This window comes from Enterococcus sp. AZ126 (genome assembly GCF_051714545.1).
GTDB lineage: Bacteria > Bacillota > Bacilli > Lactobacillales > Enterococcaceae > Enterococcus_L.
Genome location: NZ_JBIOSB010000001.1, coordinates 717,258 through 737,705 on the forward strand (window position 1 = coordinate 717,258; position 20,448 = coordinate 737,705).

The 20,448-nt window shown below is 36.7% G+C and carries 22 protein-coding genes; 2 read left to right on the plus strand and 20 right to left on the minus strand.

Going from position 1 to position 20,448, the window contains the following annotated elements; translation table 11 throughout:
* Window position 1 precedes the first annotated feature (1 nt).
* Together IGI43_RS03425 and licT are read right to left on the minus strand one after the other, a co-directional pair.
* Complete coding sequence (locus IGI43_RS03425; protein ID WP_438756433.1) at window positions 2-1,891, minus strand: beta-glucoside-specific PTS transporter subunit IIABC; 1,890 nt, start codon at window positions 1,889-1,891, stop codon at window positions 2-4.
* A 181-nt stretch (window positions 1,892-2,072) separates the two neighbouring features.
* Complete coding sequence (gene licT / locus IGI43_RS03430; RefSeq protein WP_438756434.1) at window positions 2,073-2,915, minus strand: BglG family transcription antiterminator LicT; 843 nt, start codon at window positions 2,913-2,915, stop codon at window positions 2,073-2,075.
* 282 nt (window positions 2,916-3,197) lie between these two features.
* On the opposite strand from licT, the gene IGI43_RS03435 reads away from it, so the two are divergent.
* Window positions 3,198-3,491: a rhodanese-like domain-containing protein gene (locus tag IGI43_RS03435; RefSeq protein ID WP_438756435.1), complete on the plus strand. Its 294-nt coding sequence runs from the start codon at window positions 3,198-3,200 to the stop codon at window positions 3,489-3,491.
* A gap of 141 nt (window positions 3,492-3,632) precedes the next feature.
* The gene (locus tag IGI43_RS03440; protein ID WP_438756436.1) at window positions 3,633-4,253 is read left to right on the plus strand and encodes an FMN-dependent NADH-azoreductase; all 621 of its coding nucleotides are present in this window, start codon (window positions 3,633-3,635) and stop codon (window positions 4,251-4,253) included.
* Window positions 4,254-4,370: 117 nt separating this feature from the next.
* Here IGI43_RS03440 and IGI43_RS03445 read toward each other — a convergent pair whose 3' ends face one another.
* The 18 genes from IGI43_RS03445 to secG form a co-directional block, all read right to left on the minus strand.
* Window positions 4,371-5,537: an AI-2E family transporter gene (locus IGI43_RS03445; RefSeq protein WP_438756437.1), complete on the minus strand. Its 1,167-nt coding sequence runs from the start codon at window positions 5,535-5,537 to the stop codon at window positions 4,371-4,373.
* A 4-nt stretch (window positions 5,538-5,541) separates the two neighbouring features.
* Entirely contained in the window at window positions 5,542-5,904 is a 363-nt protein-coding gene (locus tag IGI43_RS03450) for a PTS glucitol/sorbitol transporter subunit IIA (RefSeq protein WP_438756438.1), read from the minus strand.
* Window positions 5,905-6,068: 164 nt separating this feature from the next.
* The gene (locus IGI43_RS03455) at window positions 6,069-6,629 is read right to left on the minus strand and encodes a 3D domain-containing protein (RefSeq protein WP_438756439.1); all 561 of its coding nucleotides are present in this window, start codon (window positions 6,627-6,629) and stop codon (window positions 6,069-6,071) included.
* Window positions 6,630-6,910: 281 nt separating this feature from the next.
* The gene (locus IGI43_RS03460) at window positions 6,911-7,087 is read right to left on the minus strand and encodes a DNA-directed RNA polymerase subunit beta (protein WP_069639825.1); all 177 of its coding nucleotides are present in this window, start codon (window positions 7,085-7,087) and stop codon (window positions 6,911-6,913) included.
* 14 nt (window positions 7,088-7,101) lie between these two features.
* Window positions 7,102-8,400: a UDP-N-acetylglucosamine 1-carboxyvinyltransferase gene (murA, locus tag IGI43_RS03465; protein WP_438756440.1), complete on the minus strand. Its 1,299-nt coding sequence runs from the start codon at window positions 8,398-8,400 to the stop codon at window positions 7,102-7,104.
* A 105-nt stretch (window positions 8,401-8,505) separates the two neighbouring features.
* The gene (locus tag IGI43_RS03470) at window positions 8,506-8,742 is read right to left on the minus strand and encodes a DUF1146 family protein (protein ID WP_438756441.1); all 237 of its coding nucleotides are present in this window, start codon (window positions 8,740-8,742) and stop codon (window positions 8,506-8,508) included.
* A 230-nt stretch (window positions 8,743-8,972) separates the two neighbouring features.
* On the minus strand, window positions 8,973-9,392 hold the full coding sequence (locus tag IGI43_RS03475) for a F0F1 ATP synthase subunit epsilon (protein ID WP_438756442.1): 420 nt from the start codon (window positions 9,390-9,392) through the stop codon (window positions 8,973-8,975).
* Window positions 9,393-9,411: 19 nt separating this feature from the next.
* Window positions 9,412-10,818, minus strand: a complete 1,407-nt coding sequence (atpD, locus tag IGI43_RS03480; RefSeq protein WP_438756443.1) for a F0F1 ATP synthase subunit beta — start codon at window positions 10,816-10,818, stop codon at window positions 9,412-9,414.
* A gap of 142 nt (window positions 10,819-10,960) precedes the next feature.
* Entirely contained in the window at window positions 10,961-11,881 is a 921-nt protein-coding gene (locus tag IGI43_RS03485) for a F0F1 ATP synthase subunit gamma (RefSeq protein ID WP_438756444.1), read from the minus strand.
* Window positions 11,882-11,896: 15 nt separating this feature from the next.
* Window positions 11,897-13,453, minus strand: coding sequence for a F0F1 ATP synthase subunit alpha (gene atpA, locus IGI43_RS03490; protein WP_438756445.1), 1,557 nt, complete (start codon window positions 13,451-13,453; stop codon window positions 11,897-11,899).
* Between the two features lie 28 nt (window positions 13,454-13,481).
* Window positions 13,482-14,024, minus strand: coding sequence for an ATP synthase F1 subunit delta (gene atpH / locus IGI43_RS03495; RefSeq protein ID WP_438756446.1), 543 nt, complete (start codon window positions 14,022-14,024; stop codon window positions 13,482-13,484).
* Entirely contained in the window at window positions 14,011-14,538 is a 528-nt protein-coding gene (gene atpF / locus IGI43_RS03500; protein ID WP_438756447.1) for a F0F1 ATP synthase subunit B, read from the minus strand. The genes atpH and atpF overlap by 14 nt, the downstream gene beginning before the upstream one ends.
* A 499-nt stretch (window positions 14,539-15,037) precedes the next feature.
* The gene (gene atpE / locus IGI43_RS03505) at window positions 15,038-15,259 is read right to left on the minus strand and encodes a F0F1 ATP synthase subunit C (protein ID WP_069654656.1); all 222 of its coding nucleotides are present in this window, start codon (window positions 15,257-15,259) and stop codon (window positions 15,038-15,040) included.
* Window positions 15,260-15,299: 40 nt separating this feature from the next.
* Entirely contained in the window at window positions 15,300-16,016 is a 717-nt protein-coding gene (gene atpB, locus IGI43_RS03510; RefSeq protein ID WP_438756448.1) for a F0F1 ATP synthase subunit A, read from the minus strand.
* Between the two features lie 339 nt (window positions 16,017-16,355).
* Complete coding sequence (gene smpB / locus IGI43_RS03515; RefSeq protein ID WP_438756449.1) at window positions 16,356-16,820, minus strand: SsrA-binding protein SmpB; 465 nt, start codon at window positions 16,818-16,820, stop codon at window positions 16,356-16,358.
* Between the two features lie 17 nt (window positions 16,821-16,837).
* Complete coding sequence (gene rnr, locus IGI43_RS03520) at window positions 16,838-19,183, minus strand: ribonuclease R (protein ID WP_438756450.1); 2,346 nt, start codon at window positions 19,181-19,183, stop codon at window positions 16,838-16,840.
* A complete protein-coding gene (locus IGI43_RS03525) occupies window positions 19,180-19,947 on the minus strand; it encodes an alpha/beta hydrolase (RefSeq protein WP_438758805.1) in 768 nt (255 codons plus the stop codon). Before IGI43_RS03525 ends, rnr begins: the two co-directional genes overlap by 4 nt.
* Window positions 19,948-20,089: 142 nt before the next feature.
* Window positions 20,090-20,326: a preprotein translocase subunit SecG gene (secG, locus tag IGI43_RS03530; protein ID WP_438756451.1), complete on the minus strand. Its 237-nt coding sequence runs from the start codon at window positions 20,324-20,326 to the stop codon at window positions 20,090-20,092.
* Window positions 20,327-20,448 lie beyond the last annotated feature (122 nt).

Here is a 20,448-nt window from a genome sequence, read left to right on the forward strand (position 1 = left end):
ATCAACGAACAATTGCCAAGAAATCCTCTCCGTGTAAAACATCGACTTGATCCATGTCCAATACATCTAAATAATCACCACTATTTGTAACAACAACTGGTGTCACAATCGGATGCCCTGCTGCTTTGATTTTTTCAATATCAAATTGAATCAATAAGTCACCTTGTTTTACTTTATCACCTTGTTTCACTTTTATCTCAAATCCGTCACCATCCATTTCAACAGTGTCCATACCAATGTGCATCAAGATTTCTGCACCATCTTTTGTGGTGATACCTACCGCATGGCCAGTTGGAAATAGTGTTGTGATTTCTCCATCTGCTGGCGCATAAAGCTCCCCTAATGTTGGCTCAATAGCGATTCCTTTACCTAATGCACCAGATGAGAATACTTGATCTTCTACCTTGTCTAAAGGAATGATTTTTCCCGTAATTGGACTTGTTAAAATAATTTTATCATTTTTTTGACTATTTTGTACGTCTGAGCTCGTGCCGTTCGTTTTTACTGAAGTTTCGCTTCCGGCTTCTGGCTTATCATCGAATTTTAAAATAAAGGTTAAAACAAAGGCAATCACAAAAGCGATCACTGTGCCTATAACTGCTGCAACAAGACCCGATGTATCTTTTGTATCTTGTGGAATGAACCCTGGTAAACTCAATAAGCTAATCAAACCAAATACATAATTTTGAACATGGCTGAAACCAATAAAGGCACCTCCGACTGCACCACCAATACAAGCAGCGATAAATGGTCTTTTAAGTGGTAGTGTTACACCATAAACCGTTGGTTCTGTAATACCAAAGATGGATGTGATCGTTGAAGATAATGCTAAACCTTTCAGTTTTACATTTTTTGTCATAAAGAAGACTGCTAACGCCGCTCCACCTTGTGACAATACAGCTGGTAAAAGCATTGGTGCCATTGTATCTACACCACCACCTGCTGCTGAAAGATTTAATAACATGATCGGAACAAAGCCCCAATGCATTCCAAACATTACAAATACTTGCCATAATCCTCCCATAACTGCACCAGCAATCAACGGACTAACACCATAAATGCTATCGTATCCTTTTCCTAATAGATCACCTAAAATCGTTCCGATCGGGCCAATTGCAATAAACGTAACTGGAGCCATTACAAGAAAAACAGCTAAAGGAACACAAATGATTTGTAAGAAAGAAGGAATCACTTTCTTAAAGAAACGTTCAACATGACTTTGAACATATACAGCTAAAATGATCGGAATAACCGATGACGTGTATGCGCTTGCTCCGATAATCACTGGAATTCCAGCAAAACTTAACGTTTGTCCAGCTAGCGCCGTTATACTTGGATGAACGAGTGCCATTGCTAGACAGACAGCTAAAAACTCATTTGTTTTGAATTTTTTCGCTGCAGTAAAAGCTAAAAGAATCGGTAGGAACGTGAAAATCCCGTCTGCTATTGCAAAAAGAACAACATAAACACCAGATTCAGCAGTTAGCCAATCTAATGTAACAGCCAGCGTTAAAAAACCTTTTAAAACCCCAGCTCCTGCCATTGCACCTAAGAAAGGTGTGAATATAGAAGAAATAATATCGATTAACTGATTAAAAATATTGCCTTTAGGTCCTTCATCTTTTGCAGAATCATCATCGCCTAAACCACTATGTGCCATCAATTCTTTATAAACATCACTAACATGGCTGCCAATCACGACTTGATATTGACCACCGCTTTGAACTACTTGAATGACATCTGGATCTTGATTCAGTTTTTCAGTATCTGCCTTGCCCTCATTTTTTAATTTGAAACGTAGTCGAGTCGCACAATGGACGACGCTATTCACATTCTCTTCTCCACCGACAAGCGATAAGACACGCTCAGCAATTTCTTGATTTTTACTCATTTTATATACCCCTTTTCCTTAATTTTATATATAAAAAAACCTAAACTGAAAAAACAATGATTTTCTATACTTAAAAAATAAATATAGATCAATCGTTTGTTTTTTCAATCTAGGTTTTGCCTGCTAAACAGTAACAATCCGCTTCGATTGAAAATTAAATTTTTGATAGATAATTTAAATACTACATTTTTTTCTCTCCAGCTACTCGCTGAATATGAATAGTCAAATAAATCTGTTCTGCTTTATCGATCGGTTTTTGGTATTTTTTAACTAGATAATCATCGATCCTTTGAACTGATTGAAATGCTTTAGGATACTTACTTTGAATCAACTCGTAAAGAAAATCATCTTCTTCATCGTGTGCTTCATTTTGTAGATAACGTTGGGCAAAATATTGCAAATGTGTCACGATCCTTTGATAATTCAATGAATCTTCATCAAATAGCTTACCGAAATAACGGCTGATGATCGTTAAGATATCTCGCACCATCTCAGTAGCAGACATCGTCACTTCCATATTGCCATTGGCCTGTTCACTGTTGACAATGTGAAATGCGATAAAACCTGCTTCACTTTCCGAAAAATCAATGTTCAGTTTTTCCTTGATCAACGCTACGCCTTTTCGAGCTATAGCATATTCTTTAGGATAAAACTTTTTCGTTTCAAACATCAATGGATTGGGCATTTCAAGCCCTTCTTTGGCTCTCATAATGGCGTAATGCACGTGATCAGTCAACGTTAAGTAGATGTTAGATGAAAGTTCGATTCCTAAATCCTCTTCGGCCATGTCCACGATTTTTTTAACAATATCTACCTCTTCTAACGGAATATCCGCAAACAACTGCTGAAACTGTCCTGAAGTGATAGAGTCTTTTAGAACAAATTCTTTTTCAATGAACGTTGGATCGATCAAATCACCAATTTTTTTCTGAAATGCAAGTCCTCGACCCATACAGACAATCTCTTCACCTGATTCATTTTTTGTCATGACGACATTGTTGTTTAAAATTTTTTCAATATACATGATGAACCTCACTTTTACAAATACAAATGAAAAAAACCTAGAATCCGTCCAAAATAAAATGGTATGGAAGATTCAGGTTTTGCCTGCCGAACAGTAACAATCCTTATTACATGCACAGCATACCATTATTTTTATTCATTTGCAACCCTTTTCAAAAAAACAAATAAAATTATCCTCTGGGCAATGATTAAGAATTAGCAAAGTCAGATTGCAAACTTTCTGTAAAAGAGGTACAATCTTCCCAATAGTTTATAAATAATAAATTTTCAAAGGATGAATTCCATGTTTGAATCAATTTCTACACCCGATTTTGAAACACTTTACACTAAAAATAATCTTAATGTCATTGATATTCGTGAAACTGAAAGTTTTCTGCTAGGACATCTAGCGCACTCTATTTCATTACCCGCAACTATCTTGCCAAATATGTTAAAACAGTTAAATAAAGAAAAAACCTATCATATCATTAGTTATAGCGGACGCCGTTCTGAAATCATTGCGTCATTTATGGCCTCTAAAGGTTTTCATGCTGTCCACGTGATTGGTGGAATGAAGCAACTATCAACTGCTTCTTAGTTGGAAAAAACAGGTATTCAATAGTTGAATAGTTGTTTTTTTTATAGAATTTAAGTAAAAACATTGCTTTTCTTACTTTTTATTAGTAAAATAGTTTTTGTTTATAAATAATGATACTTAGGTATTCAAAGGAGATTTTATATGTCAAAATTACTTGTTGTTAAAGCACACCCACTTACTAAAGAGGAATCTCGCTCTGTCCGCGCATTAGAAACCTTTTTAGAAAGTTATCAAGCTCAAAATCCAGCAGATGAGGTCGATGTTCTTGATGTCTATGCCGATTTCGTTCCTGAGATCGATGAAGAGTTACTTTCTGGATGGGGTGCACTACGCACTGGTACTGATTTTACTGCTTTAAATGAAAGCCAACAAACAAAAATTGCACGTTTCAATGAATTGACAGATCAATTCTTAGGTGCTGACAAAGTAGTTATCGCGAATGCTTTATGGAATTTAAATGTTCCGACGCGCTTAAAGGCATGGGTTGATACTATCAACGTTGCTGGAAAAACGTTTAAATATACTGAAGAAGGTCCTAAACCTTTGACTAACGGTAAAAAAGCCTTACACATTCAATCAAATGGTGGTTTTTATGAAGGACAAGATTTTGCTTCTCAATATGTTAAAGGAATTTTAAACTTCATTGGTGTTGCTGAAGTTGATCAATTATTTATCGAAGGAATCGATCATCAGCCTGACAAAGCCGAAGAATTATTAGGTGCAGCAATGGATCAAGCGACAAATTTAGGAAAAACATTTTAAGAATACGAAAAAGTCTAGGACATAACTTTACGAGTTATGTCCTAGACTTAAGTAATCTGAATAAACGGTTGGAACAGAAGTAATCCTTTCGGAGATAATCTGTTCCAACCTCTTTTTTTATTCAGGTTTTTGTAGTTCTTCTTCTTCGTGGTATAAACTCGAAACATCCTTATACCATTCAAATATATGTGTAATTAGCACCTTAACTGCGGCGTAAACAGGAATACCAAGAATGACACCCACAACACCGAATAACTTTCCAGACGTCAACAGCACAACTAAAATCGTCACAGGATGAATATCTAATTGGCTCCCTAACACTAACGGTGAAATCACACGACCTTCTATTGTCTGTTCGATAACAAACACCACTAATACTTTAACTAATAAGACTGGACCACCCACAATTCCCAAAAAGACAGCTGGTACCATTGCTAGAAATGAGCCTAAATACGGAATCAAATTCAGAAAACCTGCTGTAATCCCCAAGGTAATAGCATAATCTAAACCGATAAAGGAAAAGCCTAAAATAAACATTACTGCTACGGCAAAAGCAACAGTTAATTGGCCACGAATATAAGAAGAAACTTGGGAATTGACTTCTCCTAATACTTTTAACGTAGGCTTGCGCATTTTATTCGGCAAAAACTTCATCAAATAAGGAGCTAATTGTTTACCGTCTTTTAAAAGATAGAACAATATAAATGGCATTGTGATGATTGCTACTACAACTGTTGCAACCGCTCCAACAAAACTTCCCAAACCTTGTACTGTAAATGTAGAAATATTACGAATAATATCTCCTAATGAACTACTCAACTTGTCCCCCATATCTTCTAACTGCGTTCGAAACTGGGCAAAAAAAGGATCGCTTAAAATCTCTTGCATTTTTTGATCGATCGTATCAATATATTGAGGAAAATGATTCCCAAAACTGATGGTCTGTTCTTGGATTTTCGGAACGATCACTACAAGTCCCCAGATGATCAACGCAATCACAATGATAAATAGGCCGATAATACTCCAAACGCGAGGTACTTGTTTTTTTTCCAGATAATCGACGACTGGATTCATTAAGTAATATAAAATGCCGGCCATGATCATCGGTAGACCAACAACACCGATGAACTGCCAAAGTGGCTTAAATAAATACGAAACCTTCGTAAAAACGAATAGGATCAACAAATTCAATAAAACAATCAATAATGTGGTCACGACTTGATTATTTAAAAACCAACGCCAAAACCAAGAAAGTCGCTTCTCTTTATTTTTCTCTTGTTCCATTCACTCACACTCCACGTGATATATATTCTATTGTTGATCCAACCTTGATTATTGGAAAATCATCTGGAGTAAGGTACAAGCCATTCACAATTGCATCATCTGCAGGCCTATCACCAAAAACCAAAGTCACATGTGCGATGCTATTTAAGTTATCGTTTGCAAAAGCCCCCACGTGATTAATCGTATATTCTTGTTCATCGATCTTTAATAGATCTCCTTGTTTCATTTCTATAGATTGGTTTTCTTGAAATTTTTGAATCACAGAATACTCTTTTAACCCCTCTGTGGCGCTCTCACCAAAAAGTATGATCATTGGTTCTTTTTCGTCTAATGCTCGAGCACCAATTTCAGTAACTATTGCTTTCATATACTTATCGCTCCTTCTGCAATTATTCACTCTTTATTATAACATATAACTTTTTTTCTTAGTTGATAATGTGGACTTTGTAAGCTACAAAAAAGACGAACAAGAAATTCAAGCATCTTGTTCATCTTGTCGCTTATAAAAAATATATCGTCTTCATTCACTAATTATCCTAATATCGTTACAGAAACTTGTCTCCTCCCCCAATTAATACACTGAGAGACGTCTGAGAAATGAAGATCGATAATGTTTCCTTTTATTGCACCACCTGTATCGCTGGCAATTGCTTCTCCATATCCTTCAACATATAATTTCGTACCTAACGGAATTACACTAGGATCAACAGCGATAGCCATCGGATCTACATATAGATCTTGTCCCATTGCGGTCAAATTCCCTCCACCAATAAATCCCTCATTACAGGAATAAGCTGTTGCTTCCATCATCATTGTTTGCTCTTTTTCTTTGGCTTTTTCAATTTTTTCTTTTTCTTCTTTTTCTATTTCTTTATTTAAAATATCAGTTTTTACTTGTTTAAAGGCTTCATTTTCCGTTACTGAATAAATCAGCGAGCTTGATAAATTTTGTGCAGTTTTTTCAGATACAACCTTATAGTTACTTAATCCCTTACTATCACTGTTTTTATGTTCTGCTGCATATACTGGTATTATTGATCCTGTAATAAAACAAGTAACAATAACTAAAATGGCCGTCCATTTTCTCTTCATTAAATGGTTTCCCCCTAAAATTCGTACGAAAGTTATCATATCACGCCACGAATGTTCAATGGTTACCATTTAATTAAAACTACGTTACAGACTGTTAGAAACCATTCTAAGGATTGTTACATTGGAAATAAAAAGAAAATTTCATTTTTATTTTACATTCTTTCAATTTTTTTATTACAAGAAACATTAGATTACAGAATAGTAACAACTACAAATATAAAAATGAATAAAAAAAATAATCCAAACAGAAATACAGTTTGGATTATTTTTACACTAAACACTTATTTAAAAAAGTCTAGAATATGAGTCCAAATTTCTTCTTTGAACACATCTTTTGGATTTCCTCCACCAATTACTCCATAACCGATCATTGTTCCGGCAACAAATAAAATAATCACTAAGGCAATCACTACTAAAACTTTCAACAAAGTCACTATAATATAGCGTGTCGAACTCATATCTACTTCCCCTTTTAGCTAACTGTTGACATTTTCTTTTCTGTCGCTTTTTCGTCGTTTACTCGTTCCACTTTAGCTCCTAATTTTTGAAGTTTTTTATGGAATTTATAGTAGCCGCGATCTAAATATTCTAAGTGTGATACACGAGTTATACCTTGGGCACGTAATCCAACTAAGATCAATGCAGCAGCAGCGCGTAAATCTGTTGCTTCTACAGCAGCACCTTGCAATGCTTGACTACCATTGATAATAGCAATATTACCATCCATTTTTACATCGGCATTCATTCGTTGCATCTCTTCTAAATGTTGGAAACGATTTTCAAAGACAGTCTCAGTTACAACACTTGAACCATCTGCCACCATTTGGATCGCAGTCATTTGAGCTTGCATATCCGTTGGAAAACCAGGATGCGGCATTGTTTTGACATCAGTTGGTTTGATCACTTTAGGTCCAACAACACGTAAACCGCCTCTTTCTTCACGAATCACAGCACCCATTTCAGTCAATTTAGAAATAAGCGGACGATTATGTTCTGGAATTGCTTCTTCGATCAGAACATCTCCTTCAGTCATTGCAGCTGCAACCATGAATGTTCCTGCTTCAATACGGTCTTGAACAATCGAATGTTCAACTGCATGAAGTTTTTCCACTCCTTCGATACGCATCATTTCAGTACCAGCTCCGACGATTTTAGCACCCATCTTGTTAAGGACATTAGCTAAATCAACGATTTCAGGTTCTCTAGCAACGTTTTCAATTACTGTCATACCTTTAGCTTTAACTGCCGCCATCATGATATTTTGAGTAGCACCTACGCTTGGAAAGTCTAAATAAATCGTATTTCCGATCAATTCATCGGCGATGGCTTCAATATAGCCATTTTTTTGAATGATTTTAGCACCTAATGCTTGGAAGCCTTTTAAGTGTAAGTCAATTGGACGTTTGCCAATTGCACAGCCACCAGGCATCGCAACTTTTGCATGACCATTACGCGCTAATAGAGGACCCATAACAACGATTGATGCTCTCATTTGGCTGACATACTCGTAATTTGCTTCGATGCCTAAAGGTTGTGTTGCATCTATTGTGACTTGGTTTTCTTCTTCATTAAATTCAATATCTACATTTAAGTGTTTGATTACTTGGTTCATTGTAAAAACGTCTGAAAGAATTGGTACATTATTTAATGTTGTTGTTCCTTCTTCTGCTAAAAGGGTTGCTGCTAAAATTGGCAATACTGCATTTTTAGCCCCTTCGATTTTCACAGTTCCTTTTAATTGGTTACCACCATGAACAATGATCTGTTCCATTTTGTTCCCCCCAAAAAAGTTAGAATTGGATGCTTCGCTCCAAAATCTTTTCTATTATACCACTAATTACCAACAAATAGTATCTTTTCTTTTTATTCATCATCCTTATGGGAAAAATACAATAAATAAGTTACGGCACAATGCAAGAAACTCTAAGAAAAATGAACTTGCAGTGAAACCAATAACAATTGAAAAAAGAACAATCAATAAGCGAACTTGAGAGGTTTGATGTATCTTAAAAAATTGCTCTACTCGAATAGATTGCATCGCCCAAAAACTAACGTATATAAACATTATATGACTGATGATTCGAACTAATGCATCAATACCAAAAAATTGCATAAATTGATCTCCTTAATTTAAAAGCGTAATGGGCTAATTTAGTCACAACTGACTTATTTCTAAAGCCACATACATAATTGCATAAAGATAGTTTATCATAGATTGTCTCAAACAAAAAATAAAGATTCTCGATTCTCATAAAATTAATATATGTATACTGATTTGACTTACAATAAAAGATAGAGTTTAAGACAAAAGTATTTTTTACTTTTGTCTCACCCTCCACTATTTTACGTATGTTTTGACACGTTGATTCGATTGATTGCTCGATGAAGTGCGACTGTTGCACGACGTAATTCATCAGAGTTTTCATTTTCTTTCGCTTTTTCAATCATGCGTTCAGCTCGTTTCTTAGCACGTTCTGCGCGGCTTACATCGATATCTCGTTCACGTTCTGCACTATCAGCAATGATTGACACAACATTATCACGGACCTCCATAATACCACCGTTCACAGCAATCCAATCGGTATGTTCATTCGTGTCGATTCTTTTTACACGAACTTCATCTATTGCTAAAGGAACAATGATCGGTGCATGTTTAGGTAAGATACCTATTTCGCCATCTGTTGTTTTTGCAACAACGATAGTTGCATGATGATCATAGACTAACCCATTAGGAGTAACCACATTGACAGTTAAATAATCCATTTTTGTGTCTCCTCCTTATTTAGTAGTTCAACGTTTTTGCTTTTTCGACAGCGTCTTCGATTCTCCCGACACTACGGAATGCTTCTTCTGGCAGATCATCGTATTTTCCATCAAGGATTTCTCTAAACCCTTTAACTGTATCAGCAACAGGAACGTAAGAACCTGGTTGTCCTGTAAATTGTTCTGCTACATTAAAGTTTTGTGATAAGAAAAATTGAATACGGCGAGCACGACCAACCAAGATTTTTTCTTGGTCAGATAACTCATCCATCCCTAAAATTGCAATGATATCTTGCAACTCACGGTAACGTTGCAATACATGTTGGACTTCTGTTGCAACGGCATAATGTTCGTCGCCTACGACTTCTGGCGCTAAAGCACTAGAAGATGAAGCCAGCGGATCCACGGCTGGATAGATACCCATTTCCGTTAAACGACGTTCTAAGTTAGTTGTTGCATCTAGATGGGCAAACGCTGTTGCTGGCGCTGGATCAGTATAGTCATCGGCTGGTACATAGATTGCTTGAATCGATGTGATCGAGCCTTTTTTGGTAGAAGTGATACGTTCTTGCAATTGTCCCATTTCAGTAGCAAGTGTCGGCTGATAACCAACGGCTGAAGGCATCCGACCTAGTAAAGCTGAAACTTCAGAACCTGCTTGTGTGAAACGGAAAATATTATCGATAAATAATAGCACATCTTGACCTTCAACATCACGGAAATATTCCGCAATCGTCAAACCAGTCAACGCCACACGCATACGCGCACCAGGCGGTTCATTCATTTGACCGAAAACCATAGCTGTTTTTTCAATAACACCAGAGTCTTTCATTTCAAAATAAAGGTCATTTCCTTCACGTGTTCGTTCACCAACACCAGTAAACACAGAAATACCACCATGTTCTTGAGCAATATTATGAATCAATTCTTGAATTAAAACGGTTTTACCAACACCGGCACCACCGAATAGTCCAACTTTACCACCTTTTAAATAAGGGGCTAGTAAATCTATAACTTTGATACCCGTTTCTAAAATTTCGTTGCTTGTGCTTAAATCTGCAAAATCAGGGGCTTTTTTATGAATGCCGCTACGTATTGCATCTTCTGGGAATGGTTCTTCCAAGTCGATTGTATCGCCTAAAACGTTGAATACACGGCCTAAAGTTTCTTTTCCAACAGGAACCGAAATTGGTTTTCCGGTATCGATAACTTCCATTCCACGCTGAAGACCATCTGTAGACTCCATTGCGATCGAACGAATAACGCCGTCGCCTAATTCTAATGCTACTTCCAGCACGACTTTTTGTTTTTCTTCGCCATTTTTGTATACGACTAATGCATTATTTATATCTGGTAAGGATTGATCTAGTGAAAATTCCACGTCAACAACGGGACCGATTACTTCAACAATCTTTCCTGAACTCATGTCTGTTTCCTCCGTTTCGTTTGAAGAGGCTATAAAACTATCGAGCGCTCGACAGTTTTATACCTAACGAGGTCGTAATAAAAACCTGTCTTCTCTATTACTTAGTAAAGACTTCAAGCCAAGCTGACTTGAATCTTGATTATTACTCTAATGCCGCTGCACCAGCTACGATTTCTGTGATTTCTTGTGTGATCGCACCTTGACGAGCGCGGTTGTATGAAATCGTCAAATCACTAATAATATTTTGTGCATTATCAGTGGCTGTCTTCATCGCTGTCATCCCAGCAGCATGTTCTGCTGTTTTTGCATCGATAATAGCACCATAAATCAAACTTTCGGCATATTGAGGCAACAAATTATCTAAGATAGCTTCCTCAGAAGGTTCTAGAATATATTCTTGCTCATATGTTGTTGCTTCTTCAGGATCTAAATCTGAAATTGGAAGCATCTGCTCTACTCGAAATTGACTCGTCAATGAATTGATATGGTGATTGTAACAAACGAACAATTCGTCAAACACTTCATTTTCGTACATTGAAGTCGCTGTCGAAACGATTTTTCTAACTTCATCAAAACTAGGCTGATCACTTAGGCCACGAAGTTCATATGCTACATTTATTCCACGGGCTTTAAAAAAATCTGCGCCCGTTCCGCCGATAGCAATCAAAACATACTCATCTTGAGATTTATGATCATCTGCCATCATTTTCATCGTTTGTTTCAAGATTGAACTGTTATAGCCACCGACCAATCCTTTATCAGAGGTGATGACGATATAACCCGTTTTTTTCACTGGACGTGATGTCAGCATCATATGATAGTTATCCGTTTCGGATACTCCTTCATGATCATATGAATCCAACACTTCTAGATCACTTAGCTGAGCTGCAACAAGATGCGTAACGATAGAACGGATTTTTGACGCATATTCTTGAAAACTTCTAGAAGCCGCTTCTGATTTCGTCAGTTTAGCGCCAGAAACCATCTGCATAGCATTGGTAATTTGGCTGGTTTTTTTCGTTGAAGCAATGCGTTGTTTGATCTCATTTAATGAAGCACCCAATTCTTGTCACCTCTCTTACGCATTTTGAATTGATTCAAGTGTATCTTTAGTTGTTAATCCTTCTGAATTAGCAGCACAAAAAATTTCTTTGAATTCATTGATTGCTGCATCTAAATCTTCTGATTTAGGTAAATCTTTTGTTGTACGGATCGTTTCAAAAAGTTCAGGATGCTTTCCATCTAAATAGTCAAATAGTTCTGATTCAAAATCTAGAATTTTTGCAACACTGATACTATCCAAAAATCCGTGTGTCAAAGCATATAAAATAACAACTTGTTTTTCTACTGCTAGTGGTGCATGTAATTTTTGTTTTAAAATTTCAACGGTACGACGACCACGATTTAATTTTGCTTGCGTTGCCGCATCTAAATCAGAACCAAATTGAGTGAAGGCTTCTAATTCACGGTAGCTTGCCAGATCTAAACGAAGGGTACCGGCTACTTTTTTCATTGCTTTGATTTGTGCTGAACCCCCAACACGTGATACAGAAAGACCGGCATCAACGGCTGGACGCGTGCCTGCATAGAACAAATCGCTTTCTAAGAAAATTTGTCCGTCAGTGATTGAAATAACGTTTGTTGGGATATAAGCAGAAATGTCTCCGGCTTGTGTCTCAACAAATGGTAAGGCAGTCATTGAACCGCCGCCTAATTCGTCACTTAATTTTGCCGCACGTTCTAATAGACGTGAATGTAGATAAAATACGTCACCCGGATAAGCTTCGCGACCTGGAGGACGACGTAAAAGTAATGAAAGTTCACGATAAGCTACAGCTTGTTTTGATAAATCATCAAAAATAATCAAAACATGTTTGCCGTTATACATGAATTCTTCACCCATAGCAGCTCCAGCATAAGGCGCAATATATAATAATGGCGCTGGTTGAGACGCACCTGCGTTTACGATAATCGTATAATCTAATGCACCATAAGCTCTTAACGTTTCAACTTGGTTACGAACTGTTGATTCTTTTTGGCCGATAGCAACATAAATACAAATGACATCTTGCCCTTTTTGATTGATAATCGTATCAATCGCAATCGACGTTTTACCTGTTTTACGGTCACCGATTACTAATTCACGTTGACCACGACCGATTGGTACCAATGCGTCGATTGCTTTAAGCCCCGTCTGCATTGGTTGATCAACTGATTTTCTTTGCATAACACCTGGAGCTGCTGCTTCAACCGGACGCGTTTTATCGGTTTTAATTTCGCCTAATCCATCAATTGGTTGACCTAATGGATTAACGACACGGCCGATCATTGCTTCACCTACAGGAACTTCCATGATTTTACCAGTTCGTTTAACTTTATCGCCTTCTCGAATGGTTTCAAAATCACCTAAAATAATAATACCGACATCATTGATTTCTAAGTTTTGCGCCATTCCATATGAACCATTAGAAAATTCAAGTAATTCTCCACTCATTGCATTCTCTAACCCATGGGCACGAGCAATTCCATCTCCAACATATGTGACAGTCCCAATTTCTTCAACTTCTAATTCTTGTTGATAATTCTTGATTTGTTCTTTAATCAAGGCACTGATTTCTTCTGCTTTGATAGCCATTCAATTCACCTCTTTATTGTGCTGAACGTTATTTTAATAACAATTCTTGGATTTGTTCTAACTGTTTGTGGATACTACCATCGATCACTTTATAATTGGCTTCTATAATTACACCACCAACAATATCTGGGTCGATTAAATTGATTAAATTAGCTCGTTCATAGCCTAAAAGTTTTGCTGCTTTTTCTTCCATTAATTGGTGTTGTTCCTTGGTCAACGGAATAGCTGTTGAAGCAGTACCTAAAAGCAAACTATTGTGCTCATCGTAACGTCTTTCATATTCATCAATCATCAATAATAAATCATTCATACGTGAGTAATTATAAACAACATATAAAAAGTTTTCCATCGTACCTTCATAATCACTAACTAAGTGCTTCATGATTTCATCTTTTTCATAAGGTTCCAAACGTGCATCACTTAGTATCTCACCTAAGTCGGGAACATCATGAAAAATTTCTCTTAGTGCGATCAAATCTTGATAAATGCTATCAGCTTCTTGGTTTTCAATTGCCAATTCAAACAAAGCTTTGCCGTAGCGTTTACCTACCGTATACTTATCTAACTTCATTTGACTTACCTAAGCCTTCGATATAAGAATTGATCAATGAATCATGTGCATCTGGAGTCAATTCTTTGTTTAATATTTTCTCTGCAATTTGAAGAGACAAATTTGCTACTTCATCTTTAACAGATGCTAATGCTTCTTCATGTTCTTGAGAAATATCAAGACGTGCTTTTTCTCGTAAACGTGAAACTTCATCATTTGTTTCTGCTAAGATTTTTTGGCGATTTTGGTCTCCATTCTCTTTCGCATGTTTAATAATATCTGCTGCTTCAGATTTAGAAGAAAGCAATTTTTGTTGACGTTCTTCTTGTAATTTAGCAGCTGCTATTCGAGATTGCTCTGCAGAATCTAAATCATTGGCAATTTTATCTTCACGTTTTTTTAACATATCAGTGATTGCTTCCCAAGCGAATTTCTTGATTAGAAGCATCAAAATTAGAAAAGCACCACTTACTACAATCATCGTACCTATTGTTGTACTTGGTCCTGCTTCACCAATTACTAAATAATTTAGCATGAAGTTTCAACTTCCTTTCTCTGCAATTCTCTGTGGTGATGTTGTTTAATTGGTTCTTTGTATGGTTTGGTCACCTTAATTGGGTGAAGTTTGATGTTTCTATTAATAGGTTACTTCTCTCTTCGTTCGCCAAGTACTGCTCAACATCTGCTTTTTTGTTTTGTTAAAGCTTTACAGTAAGCTTGTGTTCTTGACGGTCTGCTTTGCTTTGGAGAAGCTTGATGTTTCTTTTAATAGGTTACTTCTCTCTCTTCGTTCGCCAAGTACTGCTCAACATCTGCTCTTTTCTTTTGTTAAAGCTTTACAGTAAGCTTATGTTCTTGACGGTCTGCTTTGCTTTGGAGAAGCTTGATGTTTCTTTTAATAGGTTACTTCTCTCTCTTCGTTCGCCAAGTACTGCTCAACATCTGCTCTGCCAGAGGCAGTCGCAGTGTTTCGCAGCAAAGAAAGCAGCAACGCGTGGCGTTTTAAAAACTCAGCGTCCTGCCTTCTAAAGAGATTATTTAAGCACTAATAACAATGCAATAACTACACCTAGAATTGGAACCGCTTCGATCAAGGCTACCCCGATAAACATTGTTGTTCTTAATTGTCCAGCCATTTCTGGTTGGCGTGTCATTGATTCAATTGTTTTAGAGATAACTTTTCCGTTACCATACGCTGCTCCGACTGCTGCTCCAAAAACTGCGATTGCTGCTGCGATATAATTTAATCCGTCCATTTTTGTTTCCTCCTAAGAAATAGTTGTTTTTATTTATTGTTTATTCTTCGACTTCAACTTTGTGAGCCATGTAAACCATTGATAACGTTACAAATATAAATGCTTGAATTGCTCCTATAAATAATGAAAAGGCTAGCCAAATCATTTCAAGCGGTATCGCAAGTGGAATCGTCCAAAGTCCTACACTTGATACAAGTCCTGCAATCAGTCCAAGTAATACTTCACCCGCATAAATATTTCCATATAAACGCAGTGCCAAGGTAAGCAGGTTCGTAAATTCTTCCATCAACTTGATTGGCATTAGAAAAGCTACTGGACTTAAAAAACTATTTTTGAAATACCCTTTTAGACCAAAACGACTAACACTAAAGAAATGTGTTAAAGCAATCATGATCAAAGCTAAAGTTAATGTAACCATTGGATCAGCTGTCGGGCTCTTCCAATAAGTATAATCACCAATAGCGACTTTAGTCACTAAACCAATAATGTTCGCAACTAAAACAAACATGAACATCGTGAATGCTAGCAGGTGAAAATTTGTTACTTCTTTACTTGGCATATTGTCGGTAATAATACTCCGAACAAAATCAATGAGATACTCAATGACATTTTGTTTGCCTTTAGGTTTCAGTTTGAGATTCCTTGTGCAGAAATATACTATCCCGAAGACAACGACACAGGATAACAGAACCATCAAGCAAATCGTTCCATCAAACCAAATTGGCCCAATCTTGAAGAGTAATGTCTTCTCTTCCAAATTATTTCACCTCTTTTCCAACAAACTTGCCAGAAGCTTAAAAGGCTTCTATTTCTTAACCACACGTATCATACCACCAACACTAAATAATTTCAAAAGAATTTCATGAAAATTGGACACTTCTTTTAATATGACAAACTATTAAAGAAAATGTGTCTTATTGGTATTTGGTAGCACATAGGTCAGTTACTGAAAAAACGATGAAAACTCATCAGTTTCCTTACACTCTACCAAACTTTTCATATAAGTTAAAGCAAAGAAAACAAATATGCGAAAAAGAATAAATTTAGCATTGAAATTGTTTCATCTCATACATGAAATTCATACATTTTGATTTATTTAACGTAAATTATTTTTGAGTGTTCGGTTAATTTCACGATTGATCTCTTTACGTTTCAAATCTTCTCGCTTATCGTATTGTTTCTTTCCTTTTGCGAGACCGATCAGTACTTTGGCATAACCATTTCGTAGATATACTTTTAGTGGAATGATCGTGATTCCGGTATTTTTAGTCTCGGTAATTAGCTTAGCTATTTGCTTTTTGTGCAATAATAATTTTCTTGTCCGTAAAGGATCATGATTAAAAATATTCCCCTGCTCATAGGGACTGATATGCACATTGAGCAGGTAGACTTCTCCATTTCGAACTCTAGCAAACCCATCTTTTAAATTGATTCGTCCGTTTCTAATTGACTTGATTTCAGTACCTTGTAACACGATTCCAGCTTCCATTGTATCAACAACGGTATAGTCATGCCTAGCTTTACGATTTTGGGCAATCAGTTTCCCTTCCCCTTTTGGCATACCCATTCCTCCGCTTTCTATTTTTTCTTCTGTTTTTTTACTTTTTTCTTTTTAGCTACTTCTTTATAAAATGGCTTTTTGCCCTTTTTCTTGTTCTTCTGTGTAAATGATTTTTTATCCGTTTGCTTGCGATCAGAAGTTCTTCTGCGGCGACCATCTTGACGTTTTTTTTGTTTTGGCGTCTCGATTCTTTCTACTTCTTCTGCTTCAAGAAATTCAAAATCAATTTCTCTTGTTTCGGGATCAGCTTTATCGACTTTAACTTTAACTTTCTGGCCGATCTTCAGTGTCATTCCGGTTCTTTCGCCAACTAATGCCATATGATTTTCAATAAAATGGAAGTAATCTTGTTTCAAATTGTTGACGTGAATCAACCCTTCGATTGTATTTGGCAATTCTACAAAAAGACCAAAACGAGTGACAGAACTGATAATACCATCGTATTCTTCACCAATTTTATCAGCCATAAATTCTGCTTTCTTCATAGAATCGACTTCACGTTCAGTCTCAACAGCTCGACGTTCCATTCTTGAACTATGATCTGCAATGTCAGGTAAATCTTGTTCCCATTTTTCTTTTAACTTTTCTGAAACATTTCCTTCGTAACTACGAATCAATCGATGTACGATCAAATCAGGATAACGACGAATCGGTGAGGTAAAGTGAGTATAGTATTCTGCTGCCAAACCATAGTGTCCATAATTATCTTCTGAGTATCGCGCTTGTTGCATACTGCGTAGCAACATGGTATTGATCACTGCTTCTTCTGGTTTATCTGCTACTTGTTCTAAAACTTTTTGTAAGTCTTTAGGAGTGATATCTGCTTTCGTCCCTTTAACTAAGATCCCTAATACAGCTGCAAAATCAAAGAATCGCTGCATTTTTTCTTCTTTTGGCTGTTCGTGGATTCGATAAATAAAAGGGACTTTTAAATCGTTGAAATGTTTAGCTACTGTCTCATTGGCTGCCAACATAAATGATTCAATTAGCCGTTCGCCTACACCTCGTGTGCGTAATAAAATATCATGTGGATGTCCTTGTGAATCAACCAGTACTTTTGCTTCACGATCTTCAAATGAAATCGCACCTCGTTTTTCACGCATTTGTTCAAGAATATGATGCAGCTCACCCATTTCGTTAAACATCGCTACTAATTTTTTGTAGCGTTTCATCGTCTCTGGTTTTTGTTCTTCTAAAATTTCATTAACGGCTGTATAGGTCATACGTTCTGTTGTTTGGATCACGCTTTGGAAAATCTCATGGTTGACTACATACCCTTCTGGCGTTATCTCCATCTCACAACTCATAGTAAGCCTTGGCACATTAGGGTTCAGCGAGCAAATACCGTTAGACAATCTCTGAGGTATCATTGGGACAACTCGATCAGTTAGATAAACACTAGTACCACGTTCATATGCTTCTTGGTCTAACTCATTACCTTCTGTCACATAATAAGAAACATCTGCAATATGAACACCTAAAAAATAATTACCGTTTTCTAATTTGCGTACCGTCACTGCATCATCTAGATCTTTAGCATCTTCCCCATCGATCGTTACGATCATTTGATCACGTAAGTCTCTGCGGCCTTCGATATCTGCTTCTGAAATTGCATCAGGTACGTTGTCAGCTGCTTCGATCACTTCATCAGGAAAGCTTGTTGGAATCCCATGAGCCACCACAATCGATAAAATATCCATTCCAGGATCATTTTTGTGACCAACCACTTTTTTGACTATTCCCTCTAAACTCTTTGGGTACTCTTTTTCAGGGTAATGAGTCACTTCAACGATCACAATACTACCATCAACAGGTCTGATTCCTTGTGCAGCAATATTAAAGGTCAAACCAGTCATTTTTTTATCTTTTGGAACAGCATAACCATATAAGTCAGTCTCATTCACTTCTTTTTCGTCATAGGCGATAAACTCACCGACTACCTGCGTGATTGCACGAGTTTTGATTGCGATGACTTTTCCTTCCGCTCCACGGTCTGAAAAAGCATCGGCCGGTTGAACGATATCGATGACAACAATATCACCATCCATCGCAAAATTGACGGCTTCTTTTGGAATATAGACATCTGCTTCTTCTGGATCAATCGTTACAAAGCCAAAGCCACGTTCATTCGCACGAAAAGTCCCTTCGATATCTCCATTTTTTTGTGGTAGACGAATCTTACCTTTTTTATTGAATTCTACTAATTTTTCGCGTTCCATCAAGGCTACAGTCTGAACAAGTAATTTAAAATCTGAGCTCTTTTGCAGCTGCAAGCCTTCCGCTATTTCTTCCATAGAAAAACTTTTTTTCGTGTGCGTTTCCATAAAAGATAGGATTTTCTCCTTGATTGTTTGTTTTGTCATTCTTTCTCCTCATTCCAAGACAATGTATTCAAAAATGCGGATACATCTTGTTCTAATTGTTTATGATCTGGTCCAATCGTCAGCACATGTCCGCTATTTGGATACCAGTTTAATGTAAATCGTGTTTGCTGCAGTGCTTGGGCTGTCTTATAGACACCCATCGGATCAATCATTTGATCAACTCCTGCCTGCCCCATAAAAACGGGAACCGTAATTTGACCAAGCTTAGTTGCGGTCTTTTCCGAAAAAGTTTCAATATCTTTTAATTGAACACGAGAGGCTTCTTTGATTTTCACCATTCGTTTCACCCGTTCTTGATCTGAAATACCCGCTGTTTTTAAAACTTTATCGGCATATAAAACGAAATTTTCTGGAACACTATTTTTTACTGGAAAAATTGGTGAACAGAAGAAACCACCTCCGATGATTCCTTCTACTTGATCCGTTAGTGTGTTCATTGTAAAAATACCACCCATTGAAAGGCCAAAAACGGCTATTTCTTGGTAACCTTTTTCTTTTAAGAATTGAACGGCATCTAGTGTATCTTGCCACCAATCATTGGTTGATTTTCCCAATATATCTTCTGGTGCAACTGTTGCATGTCCAGAAAAATTAGGAGAATATACGGTGTAATTTTCTTTTTCTAAATAACGGCTCAACATCCGAACATCGTTGCTGCTTCCTGAGTAGGCATGCAAAAGTAATACAGCACGGGAACCATTTTGCGTAAACAATGGTTTAGGTAGACTTATTTTTTTCACTATCTAATTCACCTCATCCTCATTTTAGCACATTATCCAGTGAAAACCTTATGAAAAGAAAGATGTTGCACGAACTTTTCACTAATGCTTATCCAATTTTTTTTTAAGAAAAAAGCCCCTCAGTAAATGAGGGACTCCAAAGGTCTTACTTCGATGATAATAAAGCTAAAATAAATAATAGTAACATCCAAACAGCACCAATGATTGCTGTTGCGCGTTGCATAACAGCTTCAAATCCGCGTGCTTTTTGTTTACCGAAAAGTTTATCTGCGCCACCTGTAAATGCACTTGCTGCACTGTTTTGTTTACTTGGCTGCATCATAACGGCAATAACCATCACAACTGAAAGGATGATTACAAGTGCTAAAATAAAATTATACATAGTCTAATTCTCCCTTATTCACAAAATACATCTATTATACTTTAGCATATTTTCAATACAAATACCAGCTGTATTTATATAATCTTGATTTTTTTCTTCTATATTGAAAGAAAAAATGAGGA

Bases quoted from the DNA above. Each gene is read 5' to 3' on its own strand.
- atpF (WP_438756447.1), bottom strand. From the start codon at position 14,538: ATGCTAAATTATTTAGTAATTGGTGAAGCAGGACCAAGTACAACAATA.
- IGI43_RS03435 (WP_438756435.1), top strand. From the start codon at position 3,198: ATGTTTGAATCAATTTCTACACCCGATTTTGAAACACTTTACACTAAA.
- IGI43_RS03425 (WP_438756433.1), bottom strand. From the start codon at position 1,891: ATGAGTAAAAATCAAGAAATTGCTGAGCGTGTCTTATCGCTTGTCGGT.
- atpD (WP_438756443.1), bottom strand. From the start codon at position 10,818: ATGAGTTCAGGAAAGATTGTTGAAGTAATCGGTCCCGTTGTTGACGTG.
- atpA (WP_438756445.1), bottom strand. From the start codon at position 13,453: ATGGCTATCAAAGCAGAAGAAATCAGTGCCTTGATTAAAGAACAAATC.
- IGI43_RS03460 (WP_069639825.1), bottom strand. From the start codon at position 7,087: ATGAGTTCGACACGCTATATTATAGTGACTTTGTTGAAAGTTTTAGTA.
- atpH (WP_438756446.1), bottom strand. From the start codon at position 14,024: ATGAAGTTAGATAAGTATACGGTAGGTAAACGCTACGGCAAAGCTTTG.
- IGI43_RS03455 (WP_438756439.1), bottom strand. From the start codon at position 6,629: ATGAAGAGAAAATGGACGGCCATTTTAGTTATTGTTACTTGTTTTATT.
- IGI43_RS03445 (WP_438756437.1), bottom strand. From the start codon at position 5,537: ATGGAACAAGAGAAAAATAAAGAGAAGCGACTTTCTTGGTTTTGGCGT.
- IGI43_RS03470 (WP_438756441.1), bottom strand. From the start codon at position 8,742: ATGCAATTTTTTGGTATTGATGCATTAGTTCGAATCATCAGTCATATA.
- atpE (WP_069654656.1), bottom strand. From the start codon at position 15,259: ATGGACGGATTAAATTATATCGCAGCAGCAATCGCAGTTTTTGGAGCA.
- secG (WP_438756451.1), bottom strand. From the start codon at position 20,326: ATGTATAATTTTATTTTAGCACTTGTAATCATCCTTTCAGTTGTGATG.
- licT (WP_438756434.1), bottom strand. From the start codon at position 2,915: ATGTATATTGAAAAAATTTTAAACAACAATGTCGTCATGACAAAAAAT.
- IGI43_RS03450 (WP_438756438.1), bottom strand. From the start codon at position 5,904: ATGAAAGCAATAGTTACTGAAATTGGTGCTCGAGCATTAGACGAAAAA.
- IGI43_RS03475 (WP_438756442.1), bottom strand. From the start codon at position 9,392: ATGGATTATTTAACTGTCAATGTGGTTACTCCTAATGGGTTAGTCTAT.
- murA (WP_438756440.1), bottom strand. From the start codon at position 8,400: ATGGAACAGATCATTGTTCATGGTGGTAACCAATTAAAAGGAACTGTG.
- rnr (WP_438756450.1), bottom strand. From the start codon at position 19,183: ATGACAAAACAAACAATCAAGGAGAAAATCCTATCTTTTATGGAAACG.
- smpB (WP_438756449.1), bottom strand. From the start codon at position 16,820: ATGCCAAAAGGGGAAGGGAAACTGATTGCCCAAAATCGTAAAGCTAGG.
- IGI43_RS03440 (WP_438756436.1), top strand. From the start codon at position 3,633: ATGTCAAAATTACTTGTTGTTAAAGCACACCCACTTACTAAAGAGGAA.